The sequence below is a fragment of the Burkholderia cepacia GG4 genome, from assembly GCF_000292915.1.
GTDB classification, from domain to species: domain Bacteria; phylum Pseudomonadota; class Gammaproteobacteria; order Burkholderiales; family Burkholderiaceae; genus Burkholderia; species Burkholderia cepacia_D.
Window position 1 is genome coordinate 1,390,799 of sequence record NC_018514.1, and the last position, 15,551, is coordinate 1,406,349.

The 15,551-nt window shown below is 69.5% G+C and carries 13 protein-coding genes and 1 pseudogene; 5 read left to right on the forward strand and 9 right to left on the reverse strand.

Features of this window, described 5'->3' with window-relative positions; all coding sequences use genetic code 11:
- Window positions 1–46: 46 nt before the first annotated feature.
- Both GEM_RS21970 and GEM_RS21975 read left to right on the forward strand, forming a co-directional pair.
- Window positions 47–4,540 carry a DEAD/DEAH box helicase gene (locus GEM_RS21970; protein ID WP_014899596.1) on the forward strand — a complete coding sequence of 1,498 codons (4,494 nt, stop codon included), beginning with the start codon at window positions 47–49 and terminating at the stop codon, window positions 4,538–4,540.
- 131 nt (window positions 4,541–4,671) lie between these two features.
- A complete protein-coding gene (locus tag GEM_RS21975) occupies window positions 4,672–5,946 on the forward strand; it encodes an APC family permease (protein WP_014899597.1) in 1,275 nt (424 codons plus the stop codon).
- A gap of 114 nt (window positions 5,947–6,060) precedes the next feature.
- Here GEM_RS21975 and GEM_RS21980 read toward each other — a convergent pair whose 3' ends face one another.
- From GEM_RS21980 to GEM_RS30405, 4 genes and pseudogenes are all read right to left on the reverse strand, one after another.
- Window positions 6,061–6,357 (reverse strand): XRE family transcriptional regulator, encoded by a 297-nt coding sequence (locus GEM_RS21980; protein ID WP_014899598.1) that lies wholly within the window; start codon window positions 6,355–6,357, stop codon window positions 6,061–6,063.
- Between the two features lie 69 nt (window positions 6,358–6,426).
- A complete protein-coding gene (locus GEM_RS21985; RefSeq protein ID WP_014899599.1) occupies window positions 6,427–6,786 on the reverse strand; it encodes a type II toxin-antitoxin system RelE/ParE family toxin in 360 nt (119 codons plus the stop codon).
- A 146-nt stretch (window positions 6,787–6,932) separates the two neighbouring features.
- Window positions 6,933–7,919 carry a pca operon transcription factor PcaQ gene (pcaQ, locus tag GEM_RS21990; RefSeq protein ID WP_014899600.1) on the reverse strand — a complete coding sequence of 329 codons (987 nt, stop codon included), beginning with the start codon at window positions 7,917–7,919 and terminating at the stop codon, window positions 6,933–6,935.
- A gap of 77 nt (window positions 7,920–7,996) precedes the next feature.
- Window positions 7,997–8,185, reverse strand: a pseudogene (locus GEM_RS30405) (transcriptional regulator); the annotation flags it as partial.
- Between the two features lie 117 nt (window positions 8,186–8,302).
- Between GEM_RS30405 and pcaH the strand changes: the two are divergent.
- On the forward strand, window positions 8,303–9,010 hold the full coding sequence (gene pcaH, locus GEM_RS21995; protein ID WP_014899602.1) for a protocatechuate 3,4-dioxygenase subunit beta: 708 nt from the start codon (window positions 8,303–8,305) through the stop codon (window positions 9,008–9,010).
- Between the two features lie 3 nt (window positions 9,011–9,013).
- Complete coding sequence (gene pcaG / locus GEM_RS22000) at window positions 9,014–9,607, forward strand: protocatechuate 3,4-dioxygenase subunit alpha (RefSeq protein ID WP_014899603.1); 594 nt, start codon at window positions 9,014–9,016, stop codon at window positions 9,605–9,607.
- A gap of 456 nt (window positions 9,608–10,063) precedes the next feature.
- Here the strand turns inward: pcaG and GEM_RS22005 are convergent, their stop codons facing one another.
- On the reverse strand, window positions 10,064–10,843 hold the full coding sequence (locus tag GEM_RS22005; RefSeq protein WP_014899604.1) for an AraC family transcriptional regulator: 780 nt from the start codon (window positions 10,841–10,843) through the stop codon (window positions 10,064–10,066).
- A 142-nt stretch (window positions 10,844–10,985) separates the two neighbouring features.
- Here GEM_RS22005 and GEM_RS22010 point away from each other — a divergent pair, with 142 nt between their 5' ends.
- Complete coding sequence (locus GEM_RS22010; protein WP_014899605.1) at window positions 10,986–11,756, forward strand: alpha/beta fold hydrolase; 771 nt, start codon at window positions 10,986–10,988, stop codon at window positions 11,754–11,756.
- A gap of 35 nt (window positions 11,757–11,791) precedes the next feature.
- Here the strand turns inward: GEM_RS22010 and GEM_RS22015 are convergent, their stop codons facing one another.
- Genes GEM_RS22015 through gsiC form a run of 4 tightly spaced genes read right to left on the reverse strand, consistent with a single transcriptional unit; the run spans window position 11,792 to window position 15,534 of the window.
- Window positions 11,792–12,619 carry a M55 family metallopeptidase gene (locus tag GEM_RS22015; RefSeq protein ID WP_014899606.1) on the reverse strand — a complete coding sequence of 276 codons (828 nt, stop codon included), beginning with the start codon at window positions 12,617–12,619 and terminating at the stop codon, window positions 11,792–11,794.
- Window positions 12,616–13,707 (reverse strand): P1 family peptidase, encoded by a 1,092-nt coding sequence (locus GEM_RS22020; protein WP_014899607.1) that lies wholly within the window; start codon window positions 13,705–13,707, stop codon window positions 12,616–12,618. The genes GEM_RS22015 and GEM_RS22020 overlap by 4 nt, the downstream gene beginning before the upstream one ends.
- On the reverse strand, window positions 13,707–14,600 hold the full coding sequence (gene gsiD / locus GEM_RS22025) for a glutathione ABC transporter permease GsiD (protein ID WP_014899608.1): 894 nt from the start codon (window positions 14,598–14,600) through the stop codon (window positions 13,707–13,709). Before gsiD ends, GEM_RS22020 begins: the two co-directional genes overlap by 1 nt.
- A 13-nt stretch (window positions 14,601–14,613) precedes the next feature.
- Entirely contained in the window at window positions 14,614–15,534 is a 921-nt protein-coding gene (gsiC, locus tag GEM_RS22030) for a glutathione ABC transporter permease GsiC (RefSeq protein ID WP_014899609.1), read from the reverse strand.
- Between the last annotated feature and the right edge of the window lie 17 nt (window positions 15,535–15,551).

The following is a 15,551-nucleotide window of genomic DNA, read 5'->3' on the forward strand; positions in this document are numbered from 1 at the left end:
CGATACGCACTCCGTTCGCGCGCTCGCACCCCATTTCAACGCTCCGATGGACGTCACCGCTACCCGCCCTGCCGCCCGTGCACTCGACGTGTTCCACCCGGCCGTCGCCGCGTGGTTCCGCCGCACGTTCGCCGCACCGACCGGTGCGCAGGCACTCGCGTGGCCGCACATCAAGGCCGGCCGCTCGACGCTCGTCGCCGCGCCGACCGGCTCCGGCAAGACGCTTACCGGGTTCCTGTGCGCGCTCGACGAACTCGTACGCGACGCGCTCGCGCACGACGGCGCGCTGCCCGACGCCACGCTCGTCGTCTATGTCTCGCCGCTGAAGGCGCTGTCGAACGACATCCACGTGAACCTCGACGCGCCGCTCGCCGGCATCGCCGAATCGCTCGCGCAGCTCGGGCTGCCGGTGCCGGCGATCCGCACCGCCGTGCGCACCGGCGATACCACGCAGGCCGAGCGTGCCGCGCTGCGCAAGCGCGCGCCGCACATCCTCGTGACGACGCCCGAGTCGCTGTACGTGCTGCTGTCGTCGACGTCGGGGCGGCAAATGCTGTCGAGCGTGCGTTCGGTGATCGTCGACGAGATCCACGCGCTCGCATCGTCCAAGCGCGGCAGCCATCTCGCGCTGTCGCTCGAACGCCTCGACGCGCTGGCGGGCCGCGCGTTGCCGCGCATCGGGTTGTCGGCGACGCAAAAGCCGATCGACGCGGTCGCCCGCTTCCTGGTCGGCGGCCCGGCCGATGCACCGCGCGACTGCACGATCGTCGACACCGGCCATACGCGCGAACGCGACCTTGCACTCGAACTGCCGAACGTGCCGCTCGAACCGGTGATGGCAACCGATGTGTGGGAACAGGTGTACGACCGGATCGCCGCGCTCGCGGCCGCGCATCGCACGACGCTCGTGTTCGTCAACACGCGGCGCACCGCGGAACGCATGGCGCGCCATCTCGCCGATCGCCTCGGCAAGGACGCGATCGCCGCGCACCACGGCAGTCTCGCGAAAGAGCACCGCTTCGAAGCGGAACAGCGGCTGAAACGTGGCGACCTGAAGCTGCTCGTCGCGACCGCGTCGCTCGAACTCGGCATCGACATCGGCGACGTCGATCTCGTCTGCCAGGTCGGTTCGCCGCGCGGGATCGCACCGTTCCTGCAGCGCGTCGGCCGTTCGGGGCACCACGTCGGCGGCGTGCCGAAGGGCCGGCTGTTCCCGCTGTCGCGCGACGAGCTCGTCGAATGCGCGGCGCTGCTCGATTGCGTGCAACGCGGCGAGCTCGACGCATTGCGGATTCCCGAAGCGCCGCTCGACGTGCTCGCGCAACAGATCGTCGCCGAGGTCGCCTGCAAGGAATGGCAGGAGGACGCGTTATACACGCGCTTCACGCACGCCGCGCCGTACGCACGCCTGCCGCGCGAACGCTTCGACGACGTGCTGAAAATGCTCACCGAAGGCTTCACGAGCCGCCGCGGCGTGCGTGGCGCATACCTGCATCGCGACGTGGTCGGCGGCACGGTGCGCGGGCGCCGCAACGCGATGATGACCGCGACGACGTCGGGCGGCACGATCCCCGACATGGCCGACTACGCGGTGCTGCTCGAACCGCAGGGCATCCAGGTCGGCACCGTCAACGAGGATTTCGCGATCGAGAGCCTGGCCGGCGACGTGTTCCAACTGGGCAACCAGTCGTACCGGATCATTCGCGTGGAAACGGGCCGCGTGCGCGTCGAGGACGCGCAGGGCCAGTCGCCGAGCATTCCGTTCTGGCTCGGCGAGGCGCCCGGGCGCAGCGACGAGCTGTCGGCGGCGGTCGGCCGGCTGCGCGCGCGGCTCGACGGGCTGTTCGCCGATGACGACCGGCAGGTGGAAGCCGGTGGGCGCACGCGCGCGGGCAGCGACGCGCCCGGAACGACCGGCACACGCGGCAAGTCGAAAAAGGCGGCCGAAGTTGTGGCCGACTCGCGAGGCGATCTCGACTGCACCGCGATCGGCCCGACCGAAAGCCGTCTCGCGCCGGCGCTGCGCTGGCTCGTCGACGATCTCCATCTGGCGCCGGACGCAGCCAGCCAGATCGCCGACTACCTCGCGCGCACGCGTGCGGCACTCGGCGCGCTGCCGACGCAGGACACGCTCGTGATGGAGCGTTTCTTCGACGAGTCGGGCGGCACGCAGCTGGTGATCCATTCGCCGTTCGGCAGCCGCATCAACCGCGCGTGGGGGCTCGCGCTGCGCAAGCGCTTCTGCCGCAACTTCAATTTCGAGCTGCAGGCCGCCGCGACTGACGACGCCATCATTCTTTCGCTGTCGCTCGCGCACAGCTTCGCGCTCGACGACGTGTGGCGCTACCTGCGCTCGGCCAGTGCCGAGCACGTGCTGATCCAGGCGCTGCTGGACGCGCCGATGTTCGGCGTGCGCTGGCGCTGGAACGCGACGACCGCGCTCGCGCTGCCGCGCTTCACCGGCGGCCGCCGCACCGCGCCGCAACTGCAGCGGATGAAGAGCGAGGATCTGCTCGCGACCGTGTTCCCGGATCAGGTCGCGTGCCTCGAGAACATCGTCGGCGAACGCGAGATACCGCATCACCCGCTCGTCGACCAGACGCTCGACGATTGCCTGCACGACGCGATGGACACCGACGGCTGGCTCGCACTGCTGCGCCGGATCGAAAGCGGCGCGATCGAACTCGTCGCGCGCGACCTGCCCGCGCCGTCGCCGCTCGCGGCCGAGATCCTGAACGCGAAACCCTATGCGTTCCTCGACGACGCGCCACTCGAGGAGCGCCGCACGCAGGCCGTGCAATCGCGCCGCTGGAGCGATCCCGAATCGGCCGACGATCTCGGCGCGCTCGACGCGGACGCGATCGACGCGGTGCGCGACGAAGCGTGGCCACTCGTGCGCGATGCCGACGAAATGCACGACGCGCTGCTCACGCTCGCGTGCGTCGCCGACAGCGAAGCGCACCAGCACGAAGGCTGGCCCGAACGGCTCGCGGAACTGGCCGAACGCCGCCGCGCGACGCAACTCGTCACGCCGGACGGTGCGGCCTTGTGGGTGCCGGTCGAACGGCTGGTCTGCATGCGCGCGCTGCATCCCGACGCACGCGTGGCCCCCGCGCGGAAGGTGCCGGCCGCGTGCGCGCAGCCGTGGGAAGCCGACGCCGCGCTCGTCGATGTGATCCGCGCGCGACTCACCGGCTTCGGGCCGCTGACGCTCGACGCCATCGCGCAGCCGCTCGGCCTGCCGCCTGCGGCGATCGCGACGGCGCTCGCTGCACTGGAACGCGAAGGCTATCTGATGCGTGGCCGCTTCACGCCGGGCGCGACGACCGACGAATGGTGCGAACGCCACCTGCTCGCGCGCATTCATCGCTATACAGTGAAGCGGCTGCGCCGCGAGATCGAGCCGGTCGAGCGCGCCGATTTCATGCGCTTCCTGTTCCACTGGCAGCACCTGACACCCGACACGCGCGGCACCGGCCGCGACGCGCTCGCGGCCGTCGTCGAACAGCTCGAAGGCTACGAGGCCGCGGCGAGCGCATGGGAAGACGCGCTGCTGCCCGCGCGGCTGACCGACTACACGGCCGGCGGCCTCGACGAGCTGTGCCGCTCGGGCAAGCTCGTCTGGACCCGCATCGGCGCACCGGCGCGCGCGGCCGGCACGCCCGTGAAAACGACGCCGGTCGTGCTGCTGCCGCGCCGCCACCTGGGCGCATGGCAGGCGCTGCGCGACCCGGACGCCCAACCGGCGCTGTCCGCGCGCGCGACGCAAGTGCGCGATGCACTCGCCGCACATGGCGCGATGTTCTTCGATGCACTGCTCGACGAACTGCACATGCTGCCCGTCGAGCTCGAACAGGCGCTCGGCGAACTCGTGTCTGCCGGCCTCGTGAATGCGGACAGCTTCGCGGGCCTGCGCGCGCTGCTGAAACCCGCGGTCAAGCGCAGCGCGACGTATGCGCCGCGCACGCGGCGCGGCGGTGCGCTGATCGGTGGAATGGACGACGCCGGCCGCTGGGCGCTGGTGCAACGCGTGGCGCCGCCGGACGATGCGCCGGCGCCGCAACGCGGTGCGACCGCGACCAATCCCGATGCGCTCGAACATATCGCGTGGACGCTGCTACGCCGCTATGGGGTGGTGTTCTGGCGGCTGCTCGAACGCGAAGCCGACTGGCTGCCGAGCTGGCGCGAACTCGTGCGCGTCATGCAGCGCCTCGAAGCGCGCGGCGAGATTCGCGGCGGGCACTTCGTCGCCGGGCTCGCGGGCGAGCAGTTCGCGCTGCCGGAAGCGATCCCGATCCTGCGCGAACTGCGTCGCCAACCGGGCGACGGCCAGTACGTGTGCGTGACGGGCGCCGATCCGCTGAACCTCGCCGGCACGCTGCTGCCCGGCGACAAGGTGCCCGCGCTGGCGGGCAATCGCGTGCTGTTCCGCGATGGCGTGCCCGTCGCGTCGCTCGTGTCGGGCACGTTCCACTACGCCGCTGACCTGCCGCCCGCCGCGCGCGAGGATGCGCGCCTGCGACTCGCGCGCCGCTACTGACAGCGGCTGACACGCGGCCCGTCGCGGACTACTGAACGCCGCGCGGCATCGGCGCGCGCGTTCGGGTAGCATCGACCGATTCATCGCGCGCACGACCGCGCGCAGAACACTCCTTCCGGAGACTGCCTTTCATGTCCTCGCATGCCGATTCGCCTGCCGTTCATCACGCGGGCTCGCTGACGATTTTCCAGGGCGCCGCGCTGTATATCGGCGCGGTGCTCGGCACCGGCGTCATTGCGTTGCCCGCGCTCGCCGCCGAGGTCGCGGGCCCGGCCTCGCTGCTCGCGTGGGCCGCGCTGGTCGTGCTGTCGGGGCCGCTCGCGGCCACCTTCGCCGCGCTCGGCGCGCGCTACCCGGACGCGGGCGGCGTATCGACCTACGCACGGCGCGCATTCGGGCCGAAGGCCGCGGCGATCGTCGGCTGGTGTTTCTATTTCGCGGTGCCGGCCGGCGCGCCGGCTGCCGCGATGTTCGGCGGCGCATACGTCGCGGCGGTCACGGGAGGCGGGCACACGACGATCGTCGTCACGGCCGCCGCGCTGATCGCAACGGTGTCGGCCGCGAATGCGTTCGGCGTCACGGTATCGGGCCGCATGCAGCTCGTGTTGTCGGCGCTGCTCGTCACGCTGCTGCTGGCCGCCGTGCTCGCGTCCGCGCCGCATGCGCGCACTGCGAACCTGCATCCGTTCGCGCCGCACGGCTGGCTCGCGGTCGGTCAGGCTGCGGCGCTGCTCGTCTGGAGCTTCGCGGGCTGGGAAGCAATCACGCACCTCGCCGCCGAATTCCGCCGGCCCGCGCACGACATGCCGCGTTCGGCCGGCATCGCGGTGGTCGTCGTCGGGCTCCTGTATCTGTCGGTCGCGGTCGCGAGCGTGACGGTGCTCGGGCCGTCGGCCGGCGCGTCGGGTGCGCCGCTTGCCGAACTAATCGCGGGCGGCATCGGCGGTCACGCACAGGTGCTGGCAGCCGCGGCCGCGCTGCTACTCACGCTCGGCACGATGAATGCGTATTTCGCGGGTGCGGCCAAGCTCGGCGCGGCGCTCGGGCGCGACGGCGCACTGCCCGCATGGCTCGCGCAAGGCAGCCAGGTCGGCGGCGTGCCACGCCGCAGCCTCGGCGTGATCGCGGTGCTCGCGGCCGTCGCACTGGCCGCGACGACGATCTCGGACGTCGGGCCGAAGCCGCTCGTGCTGGTCACGTCCGGTTGCTTCGTGATGGTGTACGGGCTCGGCGCGGCCGCCGCGCTGAAACTGCTGCCGCGCGGCGGCATCGCGCATCGCTGCGCGTGGATTTCGCTGGTGGCCGTCGCCGGGCTGTTCCTGACGACGGGATGGTATTTGCTGTGCCCGCTGCTGCTCGCGGGCGGGGCGCTGCTTTATCTGCGGATGGCCGGGCAGCGCACATGATCGAGGGCAGTTGCGGGTGCCGGCGTGGGCACCCGTGCACGGACGCACATGCGCGCGCTCGCCGGGATGGGCCGGCCAACCGCGAACCGGCCGCACACCGTTTCGACAGGTGCGTCAGGCCGATACCAGCTCGAAGCTGAGCCGCTTGCCGAGTGCGGTGGCCGCGCTCGCGAGTGTCGCGAGCGTGAGGCTCGTGTCGGTTTCGTCGAGTAGCCGGTTGAGCGCGGCGCGGCTGGTTTTCATCCGCGCGGCCATCGCGGTTTTCGTGATGTGCTGCGCCTTCATTTCCTGCCCGATCTGCCACGCGATCACGCGCTTGATCGCGGTGGCGGTGGCCGCTTCGAGATGGCCGTCGTCTTCGAGGAAGGTGTCGAAGTCGCTGCCGATATGCGGGTTGTTCGTGGTCGTCATGAGGTACTCCAATGCATGGCGTTGCCGGCTGGACATCGGCGACGGTGTGCGCCGGTGCAACCGGGGAATTCAGATGGTGCGCATCAGCGCTTTCAGCCGCGCGACAGTGACGTCGAGATCATCGGACGGCGTGGCCTGCGACTGCTTGAAGAACGCGTGCAGCAGGACCATCGTGTCGCCGACGACCGTGAACAGCACGCGCGCGCTTCGCCGCGGCAACGACACGCGGATTTCCCACAGATCCTTCGACAGCTTCCGGACCAGCGGCATGCCGAGCGGCCAGCCCAGTTGAACGGTCTTGATCTCTTCGCCGATCACCCTTCGCTCAATCGGCTCGAGTGCCTTGAGCCATTCGCGCACCGGCTCGTTGCCGCGCGCCGTGCGGAAGAACCGCACGCCGAGCGTAATCTGAATCTGCTGTCTCGCCATCACTCCGCCATGAATCGTACCAAAAACGATACGATATGCCAAGCAAGACGACGTCGGCTACTGACCGAATGGCCAGCAAGTGGCGGCCCATGCCGGCAGGCGGGCGGCAGCCGGACGGCACCAGGCCCGGCGGCCCTTCCCGCATCTCAACGATCGCCGCGAGCCGGCTTGCGGGTGCCGCGCGGCGCGCGGCGCGCGCGCGCATCGCCGAACCGCGCCTGCGCAATTTCGCGCACCGCGTCGATCAGCGTGCGCGCGACGGGTGACGGTTGCGCATCGGTGCGCAGCACGAGTCCGACCGGCTCGTCGGTGCCAGCGGACGGCAGCGGCAGGCGCGCAAGCGCACCGGCCGACAGGTCGTATTCGGCCGCATAGAGCGGCACGAACCACACGGCGTCGTTCTCGAGCGCGAGCGCACGCGCGACCGACACCGACAGCACCTCGATGAACGAATCCAGCGGCGGCGCGCCGCAGGCACCGAGCAGTTGCTCGGCCGACTGGCGGATCAGCGTGCCGAACGGCGGCAGCACGACCGGATAGCGCGCGAGCTCGGCGGCCGGCGCGGCGCTGGCGAGCAGCGGGTGCCCGGCGCGCACGACTGCGACCAGCGGCTCGTTGTACAACTGCTCGAACGCGAGCCCGATCATCCGCTCCGGCTCCGACAGGCGCCCGATCGCGCATTCGATCGTGCCCGCCTTCAGGCGCTCCAGCAGTTCGGTATTCGCGGCCGTTGCGATCCGCACGACGACGCGCGGCCAGCGCGCCGCCAGCGCCTTCATCAGCGCGGGCGCGAGTGATGCCGCAACCGTCGGCAGCATGCCGATCTCGAGCGTCGCGGCAGCGGCCCCGCCCTCGCGGGCGAGCAGCCCGACGCCCTGCCGCAGCGCCAGCACGCACGCGTTCGCATGCGGGATGAACAACTGCGCTTCGCGGGTCGGCTGCGCGCCGTGCCGCCCCCGTTCGAACAGCTTCACGCCGAGGATCGACTCCAGTTCGGCGATCGTCTTCGACACGGCCGGCTGCGTGATCGACAGGCTTTCGGCCGCCTTCTGCACGCCGCCCAGCTGCGCGACCGCGAGAAAACATTGCAGATGCCGGAATTTGACGCGGCCGTCGGCGATACGATTATTCATAACGGACAGTTATGCGAGTGTCGATGAAATGCCATTTTGCATAACTTTCCGGCAAGGCCCAAGCGTTCGACGCGGGATCACGCATGACGCCGCGGCACGTCGAATCCGGTCGGCTCCCCGATCCGTTTCGCGATCAGCGGGGCCGTGCCTTGCTTCTGCCCGAGCGACGCGGGCGACGACTCCGCATGCAGCGCCGCCTTGCTGGCGAGCCGCCGCAGCGCCTGTCCGCGCTCCGCGGCGGCGGCGTCCATCAGATTTCCATTGGCGCGGGCGAACATAACGAACGGTTATGCGATTTGCGAAAAAAGGTCATTTTGCATAACTTTCCGGATTAGCTAAAGTCCTGCCATCCACTTCGCGAAATACCTACCAGGAGACGCCCGATGGATTCCCCCACGATCCTCACGCCGCGCGATTGGCCGTCGCATCCGGCCTATGTCCACCCCGAGTACCGTTCGTCGGTGAAGCGCGGCCCGACCCGCCCGCTGATCCCGCTGAAGGAAAAGCTGCGCGACCAGTACGCGCCCGTCTACGGCGCCGAAGATCTCGGCGCGCTCGACCACGACCTGACCAGGAACGCCGTGAAGAACGGCGAGCCGCTCGGCGAGCGCATGGTCGTCACCGGCCGCGTGCTCGACGAAGGCGGCAAGCCCGTGCGCAACACGCTCGTCGAGGTGTGGCAGGCGAACGCCGCCGGCCGCTACGTGCACAAGGTCGACCAGCACGACGCGCCGCTCGACCCGAACTTCCTCGGCGCGGGCCGCTGCATGACCGACGCCGAAGGCCGCTACCGCTTCCTGACGATCAAGCCCGGCGCATACCCGTGGGGCAACCATCCGAACGCGTGGCGCCCGAATCACATCCACTTCTCGCTGTTCGGCGACTACTTCGGCTCGCGCCTCGTCACGCAGATGTACTTCCCCGGCGACCCGCTGCTCGCGTACGACCCGATCTTCCAGGGCACGCCGGAAGCCGCGCGTGATCGCCTGATCTCGCGCTTCTCGATGGACATCACCGAAGAAGGCTATGCGCTCGGCTACGAATTCGACATCGTGCTGCGCGGCCGCGACGCCACCCCGATGGAGCGCTGAACCATGACGACGCTGAAGCAAACCCCTTCGCAGACGGTCGGCCCGTACTTCGCGTACGGCCTGTGCCCGCAGCAATACGACTACGACCTGAAGAGCCTGTTCACGCCGACGATCGCCGCACCGGACGCCGAAGGCGAGCACGTGCTGCTGGTCGGGCAGGTGTTCGACGGCGACGGCAACGTCGTCAGCGATGCGGTGCTCGAATTCACGCAGGTGGACAGCGCGGGCCGCTATCCCGCGTCGCGCGACGACATCGCGAAGTCCGGCTTCACGGGCTTCGCGCGCGTCGGCACGGGCACCGATGCGCAGTACCGCTTTGTCGTCGAGACGGTGAAGCCAGGCCGCATCGCCGCGGACGACGCGCCGCACATCAACGTGACCGTGATGATGCGCGGGATCCTGACCCACGCGTTCACCCGCGTGTATTTCGACGACGAAACCGCCGCGAACGCAGCCGATCCGGTGCTGAACGTGGTGCCGGCCGAGCGCCGCGCGACGCTCGTCGCGAAGCGCGACGCGCAGCCGGGCCGGCCCGTCGTGTACCGCTTCGACATCCGCATGCAGGGGCCGGACGAAACCGTGTTCTTCGACGTGTGATGCCTGAGCCGGCGCAGGCCGGCTTCGCCGCGAGCCGCCGTGTGGCGCGATACCAACAGGCATCGCGTCATGCGGCGGTTTTCGTTTGGCGGCGCCAACATTCGATGCTGTCCCGCAGCATGTCCGGCCAGGATTGCCGACGCCCAAGGTTGACGACTTCCGACCCCGACATCGAACGCGCGATTGAAACGCATGCTGCGCAAGCACATGAATTGCCGGGCGCAAGCAATATCGTTCGAGCGTTATGCGGCGTATGCTCTGCTATCCGCAGCGACCCGCCAGAATTGAATCGGGAGAGGCAACAATTTCATCGAGCATGCGCGACACCGCCGACCGGCTGTTCGCGCATTTTTTTGACCGAGTGCCTTTAAGCGCGTCTGACCGAATCCGGCAGACGCGTTTTTTTCGTCTGCGACCGGCGAACCAGCGCAACGCCCTCCGTCGCATCCATTTCGGCTAGCGGCGAACCTCCAGATAGCGGCTCGGCGTATCGCCGAGGATGCGGCGAAACGCGGAGGTAAAGGCGCTCGCGCTCGCATACCCGAGATCGAACGCGACGCGCGTCACCGGCTGCCCGTCGCTCAGGCGGGTAATCGCCGCGAGCATGCAGACCTGCTGACGCCATGCGGCAAAACTCACGCCGGTCTCCGCGCGAAACAGCCGCGTGAACGTGCGCCGGCTCACGCCCGCATCTGTCGCCACCTGGTCGAGGTCGGCCGCGATCGACGGCGACGCGAACAGATGCCGGCAGACCTTCGCGAGGCGCGCGTCGGCCGGCAGCGGAGCGTGCAGCGACAGACGCGGCATCGTCGCGATTTCCGCGACCAGCAGATCCATCAGCTTGCCCGCCCGGCCGTCGACGTCGTATAGCGCCGGCAGGTCGATCGCGTCGTCGATCAGTTGCCGCAGCAGCGGCGATACCCCGTACACGCCGCACTGGTCCGGCAGCTCCGCGGCCTGCGCGGCGGCGCCCGACACGAACGTGTTGAGCATCGTGACCGGCCCGGTCATCGTCATTTCGTGCCGCACGCCGGCCGGCACCCAGCACGCCCGCTGCGGCGGCACCAGCCAGCGACCGTGCGGCGTCGACACGCTGATCGTGCCGCGCGACGCGAACGCGAACTGCCCGCGCCCGTGCGCGTGTTCGGGAAACGTCGTGCCCGCCGCATAGTCGTTGGCGGTCACGACCACGCTACGGGGAATGTTTTCGTACGGATCCAGCAATGTATTTCTCAAGGCCCGAATTCCATCGTGAATGACCCGATATCGAAGGCGGGTCGCCTTCGCTCGATCTACGATCCGCTCCATGCTTGCGCGGCCGGACGGCCGCACGACCCGACGGCCGAATCGGCCGGATTGCGACTTACCTGGAGCGGACATGCCGAATACGTTTCACCGCGTGGGGGACGGCCCCCACCCTGTTCTCGTGCTGCACGGCTGGTTCGGCGACGCACGCGCGTTCGAGCCCGTCGAAGCGTGGCTGTCGCGCGAGCACTTCACCTATGTGTTCATGGACTACCGCGGCTACGGCCGCATGCGCGACGCGCACGGCACGTACTCAATCGCCGAGATCGCCGCCGACACGCTCGCGCTCGCCGACGCGCTTGGGTGGAATACGTTCAGCCTCGTCGGCCACTCGATGGGCGGCATGGCGATCGAGAAAGTCGCCGCCGTGGCGCCCGAGCGGGTGCGCGCGCTGGTGCCGGTCGCGCCGGTACCGTGCGGCGGCCTGCCGTTCGACGCCGCGCGGCGCGCGCTATTCGAACGCGCCGCCGATCATCTCGCCGATCGCCGGACCATCATCGATCGCAGCACCGGCGGCCGGCTGCCGGCCGCCTGGGTCGAGTGGAAAGCCGCGTATTCGGCATCCTGTTCGTCGCCGCACGCGTTCGGCGCGTACTTCCGCGCGTGGGCCGACACGGATTTCAGCGACGAGATCGCGGGCCACCATCCGGTGAAGGTGCTGATCGGCGAGCACGACCCGGCATTCGACGCGACGCTCATGGCGCGTACCTACCTGCGGCGCTACCCGCTCGCCACCGTCGACGTGCTGCGCAACGCCGGCCACTACCCGATGAACGAAACCCCGCTCGCGCTGGTCGCCGCGCTGGAGTCGTTCCTGCTGGCCACGGCGGCTAACCGTGCATGACGCGTCGCGTACGGGCGGCATCCGGTCGGCACCCATCACCGCAGCATGAAGGACATTGCCGACAGGCTGTTCAGCGTGCGCACCACGTGCTCGACCGACGGTCCGTCGAAGCGCAGCGTCACCGCATCGACGCGCTCGAGCGACGGCAGCACGCAGAACAGATCGGCGAGCGCGGCCGTCTGCACGCGCAGCGTGCAAGCGGCCGGCACGGGCCGATGCGCGCCGGCACGCCAGCCGGACGACAGCGCGTGCGCGACCGTTTCGCGTGCGGCGGTCGCAAGGCGCGCACAGGAGGCGGCCGGTGTGAGCGTATCGCCGCTCGATGCGCCGCCGGCCGTCTTGACCGTCTCGAAACGCGCGTCCGGAAACAGCGGCCGCGTTTCCGCGGCGAACACGTCGTCACCCGACGCCAGCGCGACATGCGCGCCGTATTCGCGCGCCAGTGCGCCGTACAGCCCGGCTTCGCCGAGCTCGATGCCGTTCAGCCACACCTGCGTGAACGCGAAGCTGTTGATCGTGTGCGCGAGCACGCCGCGCGTCTGCGATTTCGCGTGAAAGCCGATCATGAACACGAGATCGGGGTGCTGTTCGAGGCCCGCCATCATCCCGAGCGTGCGCGGCTTGCCGAGCACGACGCGCGTGCGCGCGTCGAGCCCGTCGGGCAGCAGATTGCGAAAGCCGCCGTGCGAGTCGTTGACCCAGACGGCCTGCGCGCCGCCCGCGAACGCGCCTTCGATCGCCGCGTTCGCCTCGGCGGTCATCCAGCGCCGCGCGCGTTCGTATTCCGGATTGCCGGCACGCGTCTGCTCGACGGCAAACACGCCGGCGACGCCTTCGATGTCGGTCGAGATCAGGATCTTCATGACTGGGTAAAACGTCCTTCGTTGTCTTCGTTGAACAGGCGTTCGAGATCGGGCACCGCGTCGCGCAGCGACTGCCGCACGTGGCCGTCGCGCCCGGCAACGGTCACGGCCTGCAGCAGCGCATCGGCGATCGCGTGCTCGACGCTTTCGGCCGCGGCCATGAACAGCGGATCGAGCGCCGCATCGGCCACGAGGGCCGGCACTGCGACGGTCGATGCGTCGTGCGCGATCGTGTATGCGGTCGAGAACGCGAGCGCGATGTCGCCGCTGCCGTGCCCGTAGACCGAACCGGTGCGCGCCAGCCCCGCGCCCGCGCGGCGTGCGAGCCGCGACAGTTGCCGCGCGTCGAGCGGCGCATCGGTCGCGAGCAGCAGGATGATCGAGCCTTGCTCGGGCGCCGCTACGGGTGTCGCATGCGCGGCCTCGTCCGCACGCCGCTGCGCGACGAGGCGCCCGAGCGGCACGCCGCCGAGCGTCAGCATCGGCAGCCGGCCGAAATTCGCGAGCACCAGCGCGCCGACCGTATACGGCCGGACCGCTGCGACGGCCACGCGCGATGCGGAGCCGATCCCGCCCTTCAGGTCGAAACACGACATCCCGCGCCCGGCGCCCACCGCACCGCGCGCGAAGTCGCGCGCGGCCGTGCGGCATGCATCGTCGTAATGCGCGGCCGTCACCGCGAACGCCTGGATATCGTTCAGATAGCCGTCATTGCATTCGAACACGAGCGGATTGACGGTCGACCAGTCGCGGCCGATGCGCGGATTCTCCGCGACCGCCGCGCGAATCTGTGCCTGCGCGACCGCGCCGACCCCGAACGTATTGGTCAGCGCGATCGGCGTATCGAGCGTGCCGAGTTCGTCGACCTGCACGAGCCCGATGCTCTTGCCGAAGCCGTTGATCACGGCCGCGCCGGCCGGCACCTTGCTGCGGTACAGGTCGCCCGGGTGCGGCTTCACGACGGTGACGCCCGTCTGCACGTTGCCGGCATCGAGCGTCGCATGGCCGACCGTCACGCCCGGCACGTCGGCGATCGTGCCGCGCGGCCCGGCCGGCAGCGTCGCGGCCCACGTGGGTACGGCACGCATCAGCGCCGCTCCAGCTTCGGGTCGAGCGCGTCGCGCAGCCCGTCGCCGAGCAGGTTGAACGCGAGCACCGTCAGGAAGATCGCGAGGCTCGGGAAGATGGCGACGTGCGGCGCGGTCACCATGTCCGCGCGCGCCTCGTTGAGCATCGCGCCCCACTCCGGCGTGGGCGGCTGCGCGCCGAGCCCGAGGAACGACAGGCTCGCGGCCGTGATGATCGACGTGCCGATCCGCATCGTGAAGTAGACGACGACCGACGACACGGTGCCCGGCAGGATGTGCCGCATGATGATCGTCCAGTCCGACGCGCCGATGCTGCGCGCGGCCTCGACGTAGGTCATGTGCTTGAGCATCAGCGTGTTGCCGCGCACGAGCCGCGCGAACGCCGGAATGCTGAAGATCGCAACCGCGCAGATCACGTTGATCATCCCGTTGCCGAGAATGGCGACCACGCCGATCGCGAGCAGGATCCCCGGGAACGCGAACAGCACGTCGGCCACGCGCATCGTGATGCGGTCCCACCAGCCTTCGTAGTAGCCGGCGAGCAGCCCGAAGAAGGTGCCGATGATCGCGCCGAGCGCGACCGAGAAGAAGCCGGCCGCGAGCGAGATGCGCGTGCCGGCGATGATCCGGCTGAAGATGTCGCGACCGAGCGCGTCGACGCCGAACCAGTGCACGGCCGACGGCCCCGAGTTCAGCGCGTCGTAGTCGAAATAGTTCTCCGGATCGAACGGCACGATGTGCGGGCCGACGAACGCGAGCACGACGAGCGCCAGCACGAAACCGCCCGCGGCCAGCGCGACGGTCTGCTTGCGGAACTTGCGCCAGAATTCGCGCCACGGCGTGCGGATCGCGCTCGATGCGGCCGACGCCGCGGGCTGGACAGTCGCGTTCATGCGCGCCTCACTCTCACTTGAACCGGATGGTCGGGTTGATGACCGCGTACAGCACGTCGACGGCCAGGTTGATCAGGATGAATTCGAGCGAGAACAGCAGCACGATCGCCTGGATCACCGGGTAGTCGCGCATCGTCACCGCGTCGACCAGCAGGCGCCCGAGCCCCGGCCAGTTGAACACGGCCTCGACGACGATCGAGCCGCCGAGCAGGAAGCCGAACTGCAGCCCCATCATCGTGACGACCGGGATCATCGCGTTGCGCAAGCAGTGCTTGAGCACGACCGTCGGCTCGTGCACGCCCTTCGCGCGCGCGGTGCGCACGAAGTCCTCGTTGAGTACCTCGACGAACGACGCGCGCGTGAAGCGCGCCATCACGGCCGCGACCGCGGCGCCGAGCGTCAGCGACGGCAGCACGTAACTCTTCCACGTGCCGTCCGGCACGACGGGCAACCAGCCGAGCTTCACCGAGAAGATTTCCATCAGCAGCATGCCGAGCGCGAACGCCGGAAACGAGATGCCCGACACCGCGATCGTCATCCCGAGGCGGTCGGGCCAGCGGTTGCGCCACACCGCTGACGCGATCCCGATCGCCATCCCGAACAGCGTCGCCCACACCATGCTGACGAGCGTGAGCAGCAGCGTCGGCATGAAGCGCTCGCCGATCTCGGTCGACACCGGCCGCTTGCTGCGCGTCGACGTCCCGAAATCGCCGTGCGCGATCTTCACGAAGAAGTTCGCGAACTGCGCGGGCAGCGGCCGGTCGAGCCCGAGATCGGCGCGCACCAGCGCGACCGTCGCATCGTCCGCTTCGGGGCCCGCCGCGAGCCGCGCCGGGTCGCCCGGCAGCAGGTGCACGAACAGGAACACCAGCACCGCGACGATCGCGAGCGTGGGCAGCAGGCCGAACAGGCGTTTGACGAGAAAATTCAGCATGGGGCACCGATCGAATC

What these genes read in the sequence shown, in the direction of transcription:
- GEM_RS21970 (WP_014899596.1), top strand. Translation starts at nt 47, where the DNA reads ATGGACGTCACCGCTACCCGCCCTGCCGCCCGTGCACTCGACGTGTTC.
- GEM_RS21975 (WP_014899597.1), top strand. Translation starts at nt 4,672, where the DNA reads ATGTCCTCGCATGCCGATTCGCCTGCCGTTCATCACGCGGGCTCGCTG.
- GEM_RS21980 (WP_014899598.1), bottom strand. Translation starts at nt 6,357, where the DNA reads ATGACGACCACGAACAACCCGCATATCGGCAGCGACTTCGACACCTTC.
- GEM_RS21985 (WP_014899599.1), bottom strand. Translation starts at nt 6,786, where the DNA reads ATGGCGAGACAGCAGATTCAGATTACGCTCGGCGTGCGGTTCTTCCGC.
- pcaQ (WP_014899600.1), bottom strand. Translation starts at nt 7,919, where the DNA reads ATGAATAATCGTATCGCCGACGGCCGCGTCAAATTCCGGCATCTGCAA.
- pcaH (WP_014899602.1), top strand. Translation starts at nt 8,303, where the DNA reads ATGGATTCCCCCACGATCCTCACGCCGCGCGATTGGCCGTCGCATCCG.
- pcaG (WP_014899603.1), top strand. Translation starts at nt 9,014, where the DNA reads ATGACGACGCTGAAGCAAACCCCTTCGCAGACGGTCGGCCCGTACTTC.
- GEM_RS22010 (WP_014899605.1), top strand. Translation starts at nt 10,986, where the DNA reads ATGCCGAATACGTTTCACCGCGTGGGGGACGGCCCCCACCCTGTTCTC.
- GEM_RS22015 (WP_014899606.1), bottom strand. Translation starts at nt 12,619, where the DNA reads ATGAAGATCCTGATCTCGACCGACATCGAAGGCGTCGCCGGCGTGTTT.
- GEM_RS22020 (WP_014899607.1), bottom strand. Translation starts at nt 13,707, where the DNA reads ATGCGTGCCGTACCCACGTGGGCCGCGACGCTGCCGGCCGGGCCGCGC.
- gsiD (WP_014899608.1), bottom strand. Translation starts at nt 14,600, where the DNA reads ATGAACGCGACTGTCCAGCCCGCGGCGTCGGCCGCATCGAGCGCGATC.
- gsiC (WP_014899609.1), bottom strand. Translation starts at nt 15,534, where the DNA reads ATGCTGAATTTTCTCGTCAAACGCCTGTTCGGCCTGCTGCCCACGCTC.